General features: G+C 54.0%; 8 protein-coding genes. All 8 read left to right on the plus strand.

The window, feature by feature from the left end; all coding sequences use genetic code 11:
- Positions 1 to 121: 121 nt before the first annotated feature.
- The 8 genes from ACE3MQ_RS14905 to ACE3MQ_RS14940 all read left to right on the plus strand — a co-directional run bounded on the left by ACE3MQ_RS14905 (position 122) and on the right by ACE3MQ_RS14940 (position 15,365).
- Positions 122 to 1,933 (plus strand): vWA domain-containing protein, encoded by a 1,812-nt coding sequence (locus ACE3MQ_RS14905; protein ID WP_379393915.1) that lies wholly within the window; start codon positions 122 to 124, stop codon positions 1,931 to 1,933.
- Between the two features lie 17 nt (positions 1,934 to 1,950).
- Positions 1,951 to 5,340, plus strand: a complete 3,390-nt coding sequence (locus tag ACE3MQ_RS14910; RefSeq protein WP_379393917.1) for a tubulin-like doman-containing protein — start codon at positions 1,951 to 1,953, stop codon at positions 5,338 to 5,340.
- Positions 5,340 to 7,889 carry a transcription initiation factor TFIID gene (locus tag ACE3MQ_RS14915; RefSeq protein ID WP_379393919.1) on the plus strand — a complete coding sequence of 850 codons (2,550 nt, stop codon included), beginning with the start codon at positions 5,340 to 5,342 and terminating at the stop codon, positions 7,887 to 7,889. Before ACE3MQ_RS14910 ends, ACE3MQ_RS14915 begins: the two co-directional genes overlap by 1 nt.
- A 97-nt stretch (positions 7,890 to 7,986) precedes the next feature.
- The gene (locus ACE3MQ_RS14920) at positions 7,987 to 9,273 is read left to right on the plus strand and encodes a vWA domain-containing protein (protein WP_379393921.1); all 1,287 of its coding nucleotides are present in this window, start codon (positions 7,987 to 7,989) and stop codon (positions 9,271 to 9,273) included.
- 19 nt (positions 9,274 to 9,292) lie between these two features.
- A complete protein-coding gene (locus ACE3MQ_RS14925; RefSeq protein ID WP_379393923.1) occupies positions 9,293 to 9,940 on the plus strand; it encodes a beta-mannanase in 648 nt (215 codons plus the stop codon).
- A gap of 28 nt (positions 9,941 to 9,968) precedes the next feature.
- Positions 9,969 to 11,231 (plus strand): hypothetical protein, encoded by a 1,263-nt coding sequence (locus ACE3MQ_RS14930; protein WP_379393925.1) that lies wholly within the window; start codon positions 9,969 to 9,971, stop codon positions 11,229 to 11,231.
- 2 nt (positions 11,232 to 11,233) lie between these two features.
- Positions 11,234 to 14,593, plus strand: coding sequence for a GAP1-N2 domain-containing protein (locus ACE3MQ_RS14935; RefSeq protein ID WP_379394092.1), 3,360 nt, complete (start codon positions 11,234 to 11,236; stop codon positions 14,591 to 14,593).
- 175 nt (positions 14,594 to 14,768) lie between these two features.
- Complete coding sequence (locus ACE3MQ_RS14940) at positions 14,769 to 15,365, plus strand: P-loop nucleotide/nucleoside kinase family protein (RefSeq protein WP_379393927.1); 597 nt, start codon at positions 14,769 to 14,771, stop codon at positions 15,363 to 15,365.
- Positions 15,366 to 15,901 lie beyond the last annotated feature (536 nt).

The following is a 15,901-nucleotide window of genomic DNA, read 5'->3' on the forward strand; positions in this document are numbered from 1 at the left end:
GTGATTAGCGGAAGTTTTTCTTGGGATGATAGAATTGTTCAGCTCCGCTTGAAAACTATACATCTTGATTTAATCTCTAGTACAATTATACTATCTGAAACTAGAATAAAGGAGCACGATTATGCAGAAGCGTTATAAGCAGTCTTTACGTATATTAACGGCTTTTACCGTCGTTTGGTTACTCATTTCTACGCTGGGCTCCAACATTTATGGAGCTGCGCCGGCAGCGAAGGGGAACCAGCCAGGCTCCCGAATCGATGCGGTGCTCGTTGTCGATGTGAGTAACTCTATGAAGACGAGCGACTCGAATAAAGTCGGCAATGAAGCGATGAAGATGTTCATCGACATGCTGTCCACGCAGGGCGATAAGGTAGGTATCATAGCCTATACGGACAAAGTACAGCGCGAAAAGGCGCTGCTCGAAATCAAATCTCCTGAGGATAAGCAGGATTTGAAGGATTTCATCGATGGCTTGGATCGGGGGCCGTACACCGACATTGCGGTGGGGGTCAAGGAAGCGGTGAAGGTGCTGCAAAAAAGCGCTGACCCCAATCACGAGCCGATGATTGTCCTGCTTGCCGATGGCAACAACGATTTCAACAAAAGCTCCGGGCGAACGCAAAGCGCTTCCGATCAGGAGCTGAATCAAGCGGTCGAGGAAGCGAAAGCAGCCGGCATCCCCATCTATACGATCGGGCTGAATGCCGACGGCAAGCTGAACAAGGAGCCGCTGGAAGACCTCGCGAACCAGACGGGCGCGAAGTCCTTTTCGACCAGCTCGGCGGATGATCTTCCGCGGATCCTTAGCGAAATATTCGCCAGCCATCTGAAGCTGAAGATCGTGCCGATTCAAAGCATGACAGGCACGGGCAGCTTCCAGGAGGTCACGGTCAACGTGCCGAACGCGAATGTGATTGAAGCGAACATCTCGATCATGTCGGCGCAGCCGGTTGAGACGGAGCTGGTCAATCCGGCCGGGGATAAGGTAGCTGTTCCTTCGGATGAAGTGCTGCTGTCGAAGTCGAAAAGCTACTCTCTCATTAAACTGCTGAGTCCGGCCGAGGGAGATTGGAAGCTGCGGGTCAAAGGCGCGTCCAAGGACAAGATCGACATTAATCTCGTTTTCAATTACGATCTGGAGCTGGAGATGGAGCCGATTGCAGCTGGCGGTCATAAGTCCGGCGATCAGGTGAACATCGGGGCGTACCTGACAAGCAACGGGCAAAAGCTGCAAAGCGCCGAGCTGTACGCGAACATGAACGCTGTTCTGCTCGTGAAGGATCTGGACAGCGGCGATACTGAGGAAGTTAAACTGAACAATACGGGCGATAGATTTGAAGGGACTTTCAAAATTTCTGAAGCCCATGATTATGAGCTGAAGGTGCGCGCCGAGGAGCGAAGCTTCTACCGGGAGTCCGATCCGGTGACAATCAGTGCCAAGGGAACGTCCGGGGGAGCGGCGACGACGAAGCCGACAACGCCGGCCACTGGAGAAGAGGAAAAGCCATTTCCGTGGCTTACCGTCGTCATCTCGGCCATAGTCGCAGCCGTTCTCGCGGCAGCCGCCTATTTCATTGCAGCGGCCGTGAAGAAAGCGAATCGCGGTTTTGTCGGGCAAATCGTCATCGAAATCCGAGACGAGAACACGAACGAGAAGTCGTTCCCGCAGTACAAGAAGCTGAACGCCTTCAAGGGCAAATTCAATCTTCATCAGCTGCTGCAGCTTGCGCCTGAGCTGAAAGAGACGGAGAAAGTGATCTTTGTTCCGGCCAAGGGGGATCGGATCATGCTGCGCAATGGTTCGGCAGCCCCGGTCGAGAAATCCGGCCGGGTCGTAGATGCCAGCGCAGGCCTTGAGCTGAAGAGCGGAGACCGGGTTACCCTGCCGCTGCAGCATATCGATAAGACGATTTTCATAGAGTACCTGGTATAAATTTGGGGGGAATGTATATGAAACCGATAGTCAGAGAGCATATTCAGCAATTGGACGTTTCACTAGGCGGAGGCATCGTCAGCGACAAAATTCGTGTCGATACGATCGACAATCCGATCCTCATTATTGGCCTGGGCGGCACGGGCATCGATGCTTTGCTTCGTTTGAAATATCAAATCAACAGACGCTTTAAGCTGCCGGAGGATCCGTTGTCCAAGAAAAAACGCGACAAGCCCGACAACGTGGAGTTCCTCGCTTTCGAGACGAACGAGCAGGATCGCACGAAGCGTTACAAGGGAATCGGGCTCGATCCGATCAATGAATTCGTGCTGCTGTCGAACCCGGAGATTGGCGGCCTGCTGCAGAACCGCAGCATTTTAGAGCCGTATATTACGGATTGGCTGTCTCCAGAGCTTAGCATTACGGACGGCATGAACGGGGCGGCAGGCGTACGGCAGGCCGGGCGGCTGCTCCTGTTCACAAAGATCAATCAGGTCGTGCAGGCGATCGATAAGAAAATCAAAACGCTGTCGGTAGGTACGAACAAGAAGCTGATGGTATTCCTGTTGACCGGCTTGTCCGGCGGCACGGGCAGCGGCTGTTTCCTCGACATCGCTTATATCGTACGCGGCATTATCGAGCGCGATCACGGCTCGGCCGGGATCGACCGGGTGAATACGCTGGGTTACTTGTTTACGCCGGACATTAACCTGTCCAACAAGAGCCTTAGCGAGCATACGCGCGAATACATCAAGAAGAACGGCTATGCAGCATTGAAAGAGCTCGATTACTGGATGAACGTAGACAGCCGTGGCGAGCGGTTCAAGCAGCAGTATGGCAACATTCTCAGCGTTAATTCTCCGCTCCCGCCATTTAATCTGTGCCACTTGATATCAGCGACGAACACCGAGGGTAAGCTGCTGGAGAACGCCTATGATTATTGCATGAACGTAACCGCCGAGAATATTACGAACTTCATGGCGAGCGAAGAGAAGCAGTCTGGCGAGGAGTTCGCGATCCACGATTACATCAGCAACATTCGCACGAACATCGCGCAAATGAACAAGATGTACCCGGCGAATTATGAATACAACATTATCGGGGCATCCTCTGCGGTGCTGCCGATTGAGGAAATGACCACATATTTGGCATACCGTTTGTTCGGAAAAATGGAGAAGATGTTTCAGCAGGGGCCGAACCAGGAGGATGTCGAGAAGTTTGCCCGCAAGCTGGGCATCGATCTCGAGAGCATGATAAAAACGTTCGAGTCCCGCGTTCCAGAGCCGTTGCCTGGCTACGAGAACAGCGAGCGGCTGAGCTTCGCCAATGTAGTTAAGTCCCAGGTCGTGAACATGGACACGGAGCTGGAGCAAACCTTCCTGGCCCGGGCCAGAGAAGAGTACATCAAGGCGAAGAAGCAGCTGCCCGGCGAGGTGCTGGAGCAGTTCAGCGAGCAGATCCGCCGTCTTTTCCTGCATCCGGAGCAGGGGCCGTTCTATGTGTCCCGTTTGATCTACACGGAAAAAGGCTTCTGCCTGCTGAAGATGCTTCTGTCCTATATTGAGGCGCTTCGCGAGAACCTGCTGCGCATTCCGCGCGACATTGAGGCGGCGCAGGATCAAGCGCACGAGAAGCTTGGCGACGCCAAGAGCGCATTCGTCTCCAAGGAGAAGAAAAAGAACGCTTATATCGAAGCGAAAATCCATGAATATTGGCTGCATGCCGACGTCGAGCGCACGGAGCAAATGATCGAATTTTATGAGGATCTGTATCAGCTGCTCAATCAGGAGAATAACCGGATTTACAGCGTGTTTACGGAAATATTGAATGCGCTGAGCTCGATTTTCGCCAAGAACGGGGACATCCTGACGAGCGGCGAGGAGCAGGTCGACCATAAAGGCAATAAAACCTACTATTGGAATATCGTCAGCGTCCCGGATATATCCAAGGTCGTTAGCAGCATTATGGATCAGAAGGACGTCGACGATCTGATCCGCGATTTTTCCCTGGAGCTGCTGAACAATTCGAACCAGTGGGTAAAGGAGCATGAAATCGATATCGTCAGCTCGATCTCCGATTTCCTATCCGATAAGTTCGGCGATCTCATTACGAAATCGATGGAGGACTTCCTGGTCATTAAATACGGTCAGGACGAGTCGATCGAGAAGCTAGTGGAGCGCTTCATTGCCGGCAAACTGGACGAAGAGGCGGTTCCTGTCTTCCATCTGTCGAACAGCACGGGCAACTTGCATTTTCCTTCCTGGGGCTTCGTATCGGTTCCGGTGCAGGCGCCAAGCATCCTTAAAGGGATCCGCAACTACCAGAACAATGCAGTCGGCAAGTCCCATTTTACGGTGAAGGAAAGCGAAGTGAAGAACCGGATTTTCTGGCTGAATACACGCAACGGCGTGCCTTTGTTCGTCTATACGCCGCTGAAGGTGTATGAGGAGAGCTACGAGCGGACGATTCTCGATAAGGAAGGGATCGGCCGCCACCTGGTGCAGACGGACAAAAATAACTGGACGTATCTGCCTTCGCCGATTCCAGAGAAATCCTGGGGCGACACCTACAGCAACTCCCGGGTGCAGGGCTACAATGCACGCGTGCGCCAGGAGTTTGCCAAAGCGCTGGAGCTTAAGGTCATCGTGGAAAAGGATGTCGACCATAATACGAGCAACCGGTATTCGGTCGTATTTACGAAGCCGTTCGATTTGGAGAGCAAGCTGGCTGCCTATGACATGCGGCTGGACGCTCCGAAGCCGAATTTGGGCGAAGTGAAGCGGGCGGCGGTAGAGCTTAGACGGCTGCTGACCGAAGGATTGCCGCAAGAGGGCGATAAAGATATCTTCGGAAGCATCAACGAGGAGCTGGCCAAGGAGAACTTGATCCGTACTCCGGAGATGATCGCCCGTGTGCGGCAGGAGATCGCCAAGTACGACGAGATTACGGCAATGGCCTCGAAGCTCGATGCGGTGCTGGAGCAGCATCAGGATGAAGAGAAGTGGCTGGAGCAGTTCATTGAGGCGCTCTATACCGAAACGATTACGAAAAAAGGCGCGCTATACGTCTATGATCGCGATCCGGAGGAAGAGGCATGGGAGCCGTTCGCCAATCTGATGAAGAGCCGCAATTATGTAGAATATGAAGTGTTTACGCATTTCCGGGGATTGGACGAGAAGAACCGCAGCGCCTTGATGCGAAAAGCGTCGCGCCGCGATACGGAGCTAACGACCTCCGAGGATATCCAGCCGCTGCTGCAGACGCTGGATGAGCTGGCCGAACGATTCCAGGAGGGGCGGGACTCGCTGGAATACGAGAAGGTGGAGCTGGCTAACGGGGAAGAGATGTACCAGTTCTACAAGCAGGTAGCCACGAAGCTGAACGATATTCGCAGAAGGCTGAAATAATGGTCAGACAGAAGCTGGAGCAATTCGCCGCTGCCTATGATTGGGCGGAGGAGCGGAACACGGATCTGGGCGATGACCAGAGCAGCATTCATTATCCCGCGGTATTTTTGTTTATTGGAGACAAGAGCAAAGAGGCTATCCGGCCGTTAATGCAGATGAATGAGAAAAAGTGGGAGAACAGCGAGGGCCTGATCTACATTCATGCCGGAACGGAAGGCGAGCCTGCCGCTGTCGACGGTCAGCGAACGCCAGGCCATGAGCGGATGCCAAACGGTGAGCAGTTATCGGCATATGGGGAGGCGCCAGAAGCCCAGATCAAAGAGCGGTCGCAAGCCGGTCAGCCGATAAAGACCCCGGGTGCTGCGGGAATGCAAGGATGGGGCGCTTCTAGCCAATCGGGTGCTACATCTTCAGCCCGTCTCCTGCACTACCGTATCCCGGTCACGGTGCAGGAGGGGTCGGCTGCTCCTACCTCGCGCCGCGATATCTATCGGCAGTTCTACGAGGCAGGCGAGGGCTTGCCGGCGTTGAACCGGGTTTTGCGGCAGGCGAGCGGCGCCCTGGCCGAGTATGGGAGGCTGTACCCGTCCTTTGACCGGGTTCGCCTCTCGATCATTACGCGGGTCGATGACCCGCTTAATGTGTTTGTCCCGGAAATTTCGCTTCTCGCGGAAGCGATTTTCCGCCAATCGTTCAAGGCGGTGCAGCTTGATCTGTACGCCTTGATCAGCGAACGCGAGGGGGCGGAAGCGTTCGGCTACAGCAGCTCGCTGGGGGTGGCTTTTCTCCGCGAGCTGGAACTGATGCAGCAGCCGGATTACGAGTTCAGCGCCCCGCTTCACGTGACGGAGGACGGCATCTCGATCCCGGTTACTCATTCGCCGTCTCCGCTGTTTGATCTAGTTTACGTGCTGTCGGATCGGGATGAGCGGGGAATCGCCTCCCTAAATGGCATGCAGGGCTGCTATGAGATCATTTCGCATATCAGCCTGCTGAAGAACAGGCAGCAGAAGGAGCAGGCCTGGGGAGCGAATAATCCAGCCTATAACAATACTTCGTTCAAAAACAATATCATGACGGAATCCGGGCGCCAGGGCTTCGTCTCTGCCGGGCTGTCCAAGGTGAAGCGCCCGAACCAATCGATTGCGCTTGCGGTCCTCTATCACTTCTACCGCGGCCTGTTGGAACGGATGAAGCAGGAGCCTCCGCTGAGCGGGGCCGAGAAGCTGAGCTTCTTCGGATTAGATGCAGCCGCGCTGGAGCGGGCCGCCGGAAGCATGCTGCCTCCTGCGGAAGGCTTAAGCGAAATGCACGGCTTGATGACGAACGATGTCAGCTACTCGGCTATCCGCAAGCTGTCGCTCCGGGAAGCGGAGGAGACGCTATTCGGCGGCGGCGGAGAGGAATTCTTCCGCAGCAACTTCCAGGAGGAGGCGGCCCGGCATTTGAAGGGATTCGGTGCCGCAGAGTGGCTCGATCAGGCGGTTACGCGGTCGCTTGAACAGCATCCCGACGTCCAGATTTACGCCTTGTCCGCTTGGACGGGGGAGCGGGACGAGGATGCAGGCGTTGCCGTTCAGCTGCGCAACAGCAGACGTGAAACGGAGCTGCTGCTGGCTTCGGCCAAGGCCGAATTGGAGCAGTTCCGCCAAGGTCGGGTGGAAGAGCAGTCCTTCCCGCGCGTTCCGCTCATGGATCGGCATAATTTGCGCAGCTTGATTCGCTATTTATTCGACAACATATACTCCCGCAAGCGGGATATTCTGCTGCTGGAGACGAGGCTGAAGCTCATTGCCAAGCTGGAAGAGGCCATGCAGGCCCTGCACAGCCGATACCGCACTGAAATCATGCAGCTGGAGGCACTGGAGCAGGAGCTGCGCGATACGGCGCTGGGAAGCATTAAGACGGCAGATGACTATATCGGCCAGAATATTATGGAATATTACGAGCGGGTAACCGCCGACTTGATGGAGCAGTGGGAGGCGAAGCGGGGGCGGCAAGCTTTTTTTGCCGAGGGTGCCCTCGGGGATTCGCGCAGGCTGCTGGAGAACGGCACGGATGGACTGACGGAGCGGCTGATCGAGGTATGCCGGAAGACGATTTTGGCCTCGCCGCTGTTCTCGCGCACGTTTGAAGAGGAGCTGCTGCAGCGGGCCAATGTGACGGTAGAGTATGGCAATAAGACGGTTCTGACCAAGGGGGAGCTGTTTAAGAAGCTGTACCGCATTCTAGAGGACAACGCTGCGATCCAGGTACGCTTATACGATTACACCCAGGAGCACCGTTACGAGGAAAAATATGTATTCGGTGATTATACGAGCGAGCTCGTGCAGCATATTTTTCGGGCAGATGAGACGTCCCGGATTTACAAGTTGGGCTGTGTTCATGAGAAAAGAAGCAGCGGCCTGGAGAAGCTGAATTTGATGGGCGGCTTCCATCTGGAGGATTTGATGTATTACCTGAACGGAAAGGTCTACTATGAAACTTATTCGCAGAACGGTTATGAATTTCACGGAATAGATCGGGCTTTATTGCCTAAGCTGCGTTAATCGCCTGCGTAGACTTGCTATGCTCCCTTGTGGGTGGGGTCTGTTTTGCCGGAGGGTCTGGCATGCAAGATAAAAATTGTGGGAAGGAAGTACGTGTATGCAGCGTAAAATAAACTGGCTGTTGGTGCTGTTCAGCCTCATTGGCGGGGCTGTCGGGTTCGTAATCGGAGAGGTGCTGTTAGGCCGGCTGTCTGACCGGATGCCCGGGATATTGCTCATCGGGCTTTATTTCGGCATACTTGCCCTTTCAATCGGGTTGTTCTGCTTGATCGCAGAAATGATTTCTCCGCGTTTGAACGGAGCATCCTGGCGGCAGAGATACATGGGCACCTCCTGGAAGCTGCTCGTTCCAGCAACACTCGCGATGCTGCTTCTGGCGGGAGTCGCGTTCGAATTCATCTATGAGATGAATGTCGGCCGAGCCAAAACGGTGAAGGACATCGTGCTCATCATCGACAACTCCGGGAGCATGATGGAGACGGATCCGGACGATCTGCGCTATGAAGCCGCCAAAACGTTCGTGGATCAAATGGACAGCAGCAAGCAGGTGGCGGTCATTGTGTTCAATGATACGCCTGAGCTGATACAGCCATTTATTCGCGTTCGGGATCAAGGGGTGAAGGATGAAGTTCATGCCGTGATTGATGCGCTGGAGCCGACAAATTTCGGTACGGATATCGCGCTGGCGCTGGAATCCGGGATAGAGCAAATTAAAGGGCTGGCCAGCTCCAGAGGAGCTATGGCGATTCTGCTGTCCGACGGCTTCAGCGACGTCAACACGGCGGAAGCGCTGTCCGACTATCGGAGCCTGGGCGTAGTCGTGAATACGGTAGGTCTGGGACTTAGCCGATATGGCAATTCCGAAGGAGCTTCCCTGCTCAAGGATATCGCTAGTCAAACGGGCGGGCGGTATTACGACGAGGCGGATGCGGCTAATTTGTCCTTCGTCTTCCGGGAAATTTACGACAATTTGGATGACCGCACGCTCGTCACGGAACGTACTGGACTCATGGAGCACAGCGTTTATTACATGATCCTGAGAATCGTGCTTGTCCTGGGGCTCGGGGCGCTGTTGGGCTTGTCGCTGGGCCTCATGTTCGATAACCGCTATTTAGCCAAAAGCTTCACCATCGGGGGAGCCGTATCCGGCCTGCTTGCCGGTCTGCTGCTGGAGTTCGGCTTGGATGGCGCGCCGGTCGGCGACGCGATGATCCGGCTGCTCGCCTGTCTCGTTCTGGCCGCAGTGATGACGATGTTCACGGTCGTCGTGCCGATGCGCGAGAACGGAGTCCGAACCGGCATACGCCGCAGAGGAGCTGCGGTTCAGAATGCCGGAGCAGGGTATTCAGAGCCTCCTCGGGATCGGCGCAGCAGAGGATTCTAAAGCGTAAGGGGGCATAGCAATGCGTTTTGTCGAAGCGGAAGAAGGCTTGCCGCTCATCACACAGCTGAGCTACAAGCTCGATGAGGATCATTGCCTGCTCCGATGGCAGTGGCCTGAAGGCATGCAGGCGGTTTATATCGACGAAAGATCTGCGGATCGCGGATCGTATGGGAGGGAGGAATCTCCTTCCTCGATCGAGGGACTGAAGCTGTATACCCGCGAGGAATATAAGGCAGCAGGCGGATATCGCGACCGGATCGACAAGGTCGGTCTGGTGCTCTATACCGTATATGCCTGCGTCATGGACAATGGAGAGAAGCTGCTCATTCGTCAGCCGGGAGCGGAGAATACGGTGGAGATCAGCACCGGACGGGCTAAAATCCGTTATTCCATCCGGCAGAAGAGCAGTCTGCTGCGTAAATATAAGACGGTACAAATATCGGTGCTGGCCGAAGTAGAGGTTCCTAAGGAAGCATTATGTTATGTGAAAAAACAGGACAGCTATCCGGCAAGTATTGAAGACGGGACGGTGTATCCTTTTCTCCGCGATTTTCCGGCGGGCAGAAGCACGCTGCCAGTCATCGAGGTCGGCAAGAACGATTATGTGCGGCTGTTCTTTACGGATGGCCGCAAATACGGCCGATTTTATGAGCTGATCCCGGAATAGGTACACCGTAAGCGAGGAGGAATGAACGATGGGCTTGTTTGATTTGTTCAAAAGAAAGCCGCAGGCCGAGCCGCGGCCGTTATTTTATGATATTGTCTGCCCCTATTGCTTCAGTAAGTTTACGCCGGGGGAGGTCGTCTTTCGGGCGACCCATTATCGTGAGGACGATGAGGATTACGCACTGGGCGAGGATGAGGCGCTGAATAGATACCGGGAGCGGTTTGGGCTTGATACCGTCTATGATATGGAGGCGGTGCTGCGTCCTCATGATGTTCCGCCGGAGCATTTGATTTATTCCGATCATGTTTTGATCGGGCTGAATGACCGCTATGGCGAGGTGACCCGGCGCAGACTGTGCCCGCACTGCCATAATGAGCTGCCCGTGACGGCGGGTAAGGTGCCGAGCAACATCATTTCGATCGTCGGTGCCTCCCAAGTAGGGAAATCCGTGTATATGACCGCATTGATCCATACGCTGCAAAACACGACGGCGGATCATTTCGATGCGGCCTGCATGCCGCTGAATGCGGAGATCAGCCGCAAATTCCGCACGATGTACGAGGAGCCGCTGTTCGAGCGCGGCGATTTGCTAGCCTCTACGCAGAAGGAGAAAATGCAGGAGCCGTTTATTTTCCAATTTGTGTTCAAGGATGAGTCGAAGCCGCCGCTGACGCTGGTCTTTTTCGATGTCGCCGGGGAGGGCATGGTCGATCAGGACTATCTGGGCCTGCAGGGACAGCATATTAAAAATTCCTCAGGGCTGCTGTTCATGGTCGATCCGCTGCAAATCCGTTCGATTCGGGAGAAGATTCGAATCAATGTCGGCGACAAGCCGGGCGATTTGGTGTCGCAATATGATGAACCGCGGGATGTCGTGCTGACGATGTTCGGGGATTTTATCGCCTATGAGGATCAGGGCAAGACGGATATTCCGACGGCCGTCGTGCTGACGAAAAGCGATATGCTGCACGCCTTGAAGGATGAAGAGGGAGAGTATATCAAGTCGAACAGCAATATTTTTAACAATGCGATCCACCGCAAATATTTCAATTTGACCGAGTTCGAAAATATCGACGGGGAAATTCGCCGCTTCATCGAGAAGGTCGATCGGCCGTTCAAAGGCACCATGGACGTTTATTTCAAGGACACGGGCTATTTCGCGGTATCCGCACTGGGCAGCAATCCAGTGGAGCAGAAGCTGCAGGACGTGGTACAGCCGATTCGCGTGGACGAACCGTTCATTTGGCTGCTGTATAAGCTGAACTATATTGAGGGGAGAGAAACGTTTTGAGCATGAAGCGATCATCCCCTGACCTGATTCAGCAGCAGATTTATACCCGGGAGCGCAGCGGTATTTTTCGGGGGACGGAGGGCTTTGATACGGTGGCGGTATCGGATGGACTGGATGCGGTTTTTATCAAAAAGCAGCTTCATCCATTCTGTGGATATGATGCCCCTGCGGAGCTTGTTTCCCGGGGGGAGAAGGACGACGCCGGCTACCCCCCCGCAATTCATCTGTTCCATACGGAGGGCGGCGATACGGTGCTGGGGCGGAGCATCTATCAGTCGGCCGATTTTACCGGCCTGCGCAGCGCCTTCCTGACGCATAATTACGTCATTCCAGCCGCGCGGCGGGATGAGATCGTCACCCATTATCGCGACTATCTTGAAGCGGCTTTCGCGGAGAAATACGTCCCGGAAATCGGCCGGCAGCTGCCGGAGCTTGAGCACATTCCGCAGAACCCGCGTTACGCGCAGGAGGGTCTTCCGCGCCTGATGGCCGAGAAACTGCTGCATGAGCTGAAGCTTGACGAGAAGACCTTCAAGCGGCTGCTGTTCGCGGTTATGACCGCCGCTGGCGAAGGGCGGAAAAAAGTTTATGTTGCGCTGGATGTCCCGGCAGAGCAAATCTCGGCAGCGGCCTCCGCACTGCTTCAGGTGCTGTTTGCCTGCCTGCCGTTCGAACTGCGCCGCCGTCTTGGCTTCATCACGTATGCGAAGGAGCCGCAGAGCCGAAAGTTTATTCACCTGCAATTTGTGGAGCGCGGCAGTCTTCGTCCCAATGATCGGGAGATCGAGAAGGATTATGTGTTCGATCTCGCCAGCGGACGCGTCCCGCAGGATGAGCTGGATGAAGGAAGACAGCCGTACCTCGACATGGTCTGGAAGGCTATAGGCGAGCTGGAGCGGCTGGAGGAGTTCCACCGCTTCGCAGACGAGATGCTGGCGGATATGGAACCGCAGCGCCGAACACTGCTGTCCAGCTACCATGAGCTATCCGTGTTCTATCAGATCGAAGCTGGAAACTGGGACTTATACGAGGCTCATAAAATAACCGTTCTGCGCGGCTTGCTGGGCTATTTGGAGCCGGCGGGCGCTTTGGAATCGAGAATACGGTTAAATGATATATTTCTCGCTGCTTTTGACCGGGAATTCGATGCGGTGAAGCAGCGGAATGTGGCTGAGCTGGCCATCGTAGAATGCTTCAGGGATTATTATCGCCTGGAGAGCAGAAGCTACGGAACCAAGCTGATTAATTATTTGATTCATGCCATTAATAATGCCCTGACAGGGAATAAGCTTGAGCTGTCCCGTTCGTTATATAGCCTGGTGGAGAGCCAGCCTGAGCTGAGCAAGGTGTTTTTTGACCTCATCTTGAAGCACAGCGAGCTGGAAAGTGCGTTATTCGAGCCGTACATGCAGAGTAAATTTGAAGAAGCGCGCGAGGCAAGGGAAGTGCTGAACGTCGTGCATACCTGGGCCGTTGCCCATCCAGGCGTGCTGCGCAATGCAGCCTTCAAAGAATACGCGGTTAAGGCGCTGACGGACAGGCTGCGGAAGGAGCAGCAATTGCTGCCAGCGGCACATATGGTACTGGACACTATCCGCAAATGGGGTAGAACTCCGGTGACGGATCGCGGCATGACCCTGGCGGATTCCGAGCTGGCGGAGAAGCTTTCGCTCGCCGCTAAGCAGGTGCTTCTGGATGAGCTGGAGCTGGACAAGCTGACCCGTGAGCAGATTGTTGCAGCCGAATTTTTGGCGAGACCGGATGCCTTTGCTGGACTGCTGTTTGAGGGCAGGCAGCGTAACCATGTCGATATGCTGCAGGCGTTGTACGAATGGTTTGCCCAGCGCGAGGCGTCGGAGGATATTCTCAAAGGCTTGCCTTCGGCGGACGTAGAGCGGCTGCAGCAGCAGGGACGGAAGTGGCTGCAAACCACGGTAGAGCCGGCCCAGTTCGGCAAAATCGTGCTGGCTTTTTATGATTCCAAAAAAGGGCTCATCGACTATACGGCCTTGCTGGATTATTTGCAGCGGAATGCGAAGGATCCGGAGACGATCTACGAGTTTATGCTCTGGTCGCAGGGACAGCCCCTATTTGCCCATTCCCGTGGCATCGTTCCGGCTTACAGTGCAGCCTTGCTGAATTATTTTAAAAAGCATGATCCAAACGCATTTAAGAACCGGGATTACCGGACTCGTTATTTCGATAAGGCAGGAGCGCCGCTGGCTGCCGTATTCGCCAAAATACGCCTGGAGCTATCCTCACCGTTTAAGCGATTTCTGGCAAAGAACGGGAAGAAGGTCAGATTAACCGCACTCGTTCTAATGGGGAGTCTTGTGGTACTAGTAGGCATTTTACTCGTCATGCAGCAGCAAGGGTTGCTTGGCGGTGCCAAGCCGCCTACGGAGGCTGCCCCTCCTCCAGCTCCAGCCGTGGAGCCAGAGGTGCTCGTGTATGCCGACAATGTGATAGGTGCCGACGGTACGGAAACGACTTCACTGGTGTTTCTATTCGCCGGGGCAGAGAAGTGTAAAGCGTTCGACCCTGCGGCTCTGTCGATCGAATCGCCCGATCAGGCCATTCAGCAATTTGCGAATCTGAAATTCGACGCTTATTGTGCAGAGGGTGCGGGTGGTGCCGGGGATTCCGCTGGAAATGGCGCGAATAGTCCGAACAATTCGGACAATCCAAACAACCAGAGCAATCCAGGGAGCCCGGATAGCCTAGACAATGGGGCGAATTCTCCGGGCAGCGGCAAGGCTGATGGTGCAGTACCTGATGGTGATAATGCCGAAGGAACTGGAACAGACGGTGCTGGCGCAGGCGGCTCTGAAGGTGACTCTAAAGGGCAATCCGCCACGGGCGCAAATGGTTCTGGCTTAGCGACTAACGGAGGAATAAACGGCGGAGCTTTGGATGGAACAGGAAGCGGTGCCGGGACAGGCCATGCTCCAACTGGTGCTGATGATACAGCCGGCACAAAGAGTGGATCTGTGACGAATGCTGGAGAACAAGGAGCTGCCCATGGCAAGGGTGACCAAGCCGGTCAAGGGGACGGACAAAGTGGGACTACCGGAACCGGGACATCAGGAACTGATGCAGCGGGGGCTGGCCAGTCCGATACGTCGGGCGTAAATCAGCCTGGTGGAACCTCAAACAACGCTCCCGACGGCGAGGCGAAGGTCGTTTACTCTTCCCGCGTAACGGTTCCGTTAGGTCAGAAGGTAAACGTTCCTCTTGGCAGCGTGATCAAGGTAGGCGATCAGCAATATACGGTCATTACGCGCAAGGATGCTGAGGCCAAGGCGGGACAGAAGGGCCAGATGGAGCCAGAACAGCCGCAGTCTGATGCGGCTCAGCCTTAGAATAGGGCAAATCAGTCTTAAAGATGGAGCAAAGAGCCTGACGTGGAGGAATGGAAAATTCGAGGGCAGTGACTGAGAAGTGACGTGCAGAGGCTAATTCATGTGCCTCTAGGCCGTTGTCTCCACAACTGAGCAATGGTACACTGTTTTTATCTAAAAGTTAGGGGGATTTGGAGTGCAAAAGCTTGTTTTTTTTGTAGGGGTAGCTGGTACAGGGAAAACTACAGTTGCCCGCAAGATCGCTGATCGAATTCCAGCAGCTTTCTTGGACAGGGATACCGTAGGCGGAAGATTCGTTGAGAAAATACTGGAGATGAACGGTCTCGACGTAAACGACCGTGACTCCGATTTCTATAAGAAGCATCTCCGCGATCTGGAGTACGACACTACCATGGATATTTGCATCGAGAACCTGGCTGCGGGACAGAACGTGTTCATGATCTCTCCCTTTACGGCTGAATTAAAGAACAAGCAATGGATCGAAGACGTCATTTCCGCCGCAGGTCTTACGAAAAACGAAGTTGACGTGAAGGTTATCGTCGTCACGTTAAGCGATATGGAAACACAGAAGCAGCGCATCATCGACCGCCAGACCGAGCGCGATACCTGGAAGCTGGAGCACTGGGACGACTTCAAGCACCGTGTTCAGTTCGTACCGGAAATCAACTGGGACATCCCGAAATCCTCAGTCCTCGTGTTCGATAACAGTGGAGATTTGACCAAGGAAAAGGTTGATTCTGTGTATGAGTTTGTGAAGGCTTCTGGCCGTTAAGCAATAGGATAACGCTGCCCTTTGGGGTGGCGTTTTTTTGTCATAAGCATTCAACTTCAACTTGATCTGCAATAGTCTATTGAAGTAATGCTTTCACCTACTGCTTTAACTTTCAATTAGCTGCAAAAGATTCTGGAGAGAGAACTACTGTTATTCAAATGGAAGCTTACATATAAGCAGGCTAGTGATGTCTATATCTTGCATAAGACTAGCAGTTAATACCGCATTCTCTCTTTAATCATTTGGAGCACCCAAATAAAATAGACAAAAATAGTGACGCAGACAACGAGTTTACTCCAAAAAGGATAATAGGCGTTCAAAAAGATTAGGGCTATGTAGTATAGAGCCGTAAGGGCTATTAATGTCATTACGGCATTGAGTATAACGCCTTTGGTTAGAGAGACGAGCACCCGAAATTCAATGTGCCGGTTGCGATATTTTTCGGGGAAAACACTTATGAGAACGATAATAGTGTGACTTATAATATGCAGCATAAGTACCGCAAATGGAAAAAATATAAGATCTAGCCCAAGCGC

This window comes from Paenibacillus lentus (assembly GCF_042714055.1).
Taxonomy (GTDB): domain Bacteria; phylum Bacillota; class Bacilli; order Paenibacillales; family Paenibacillaceae; genus Fontibacillus; species Fontibacillus lentus_A.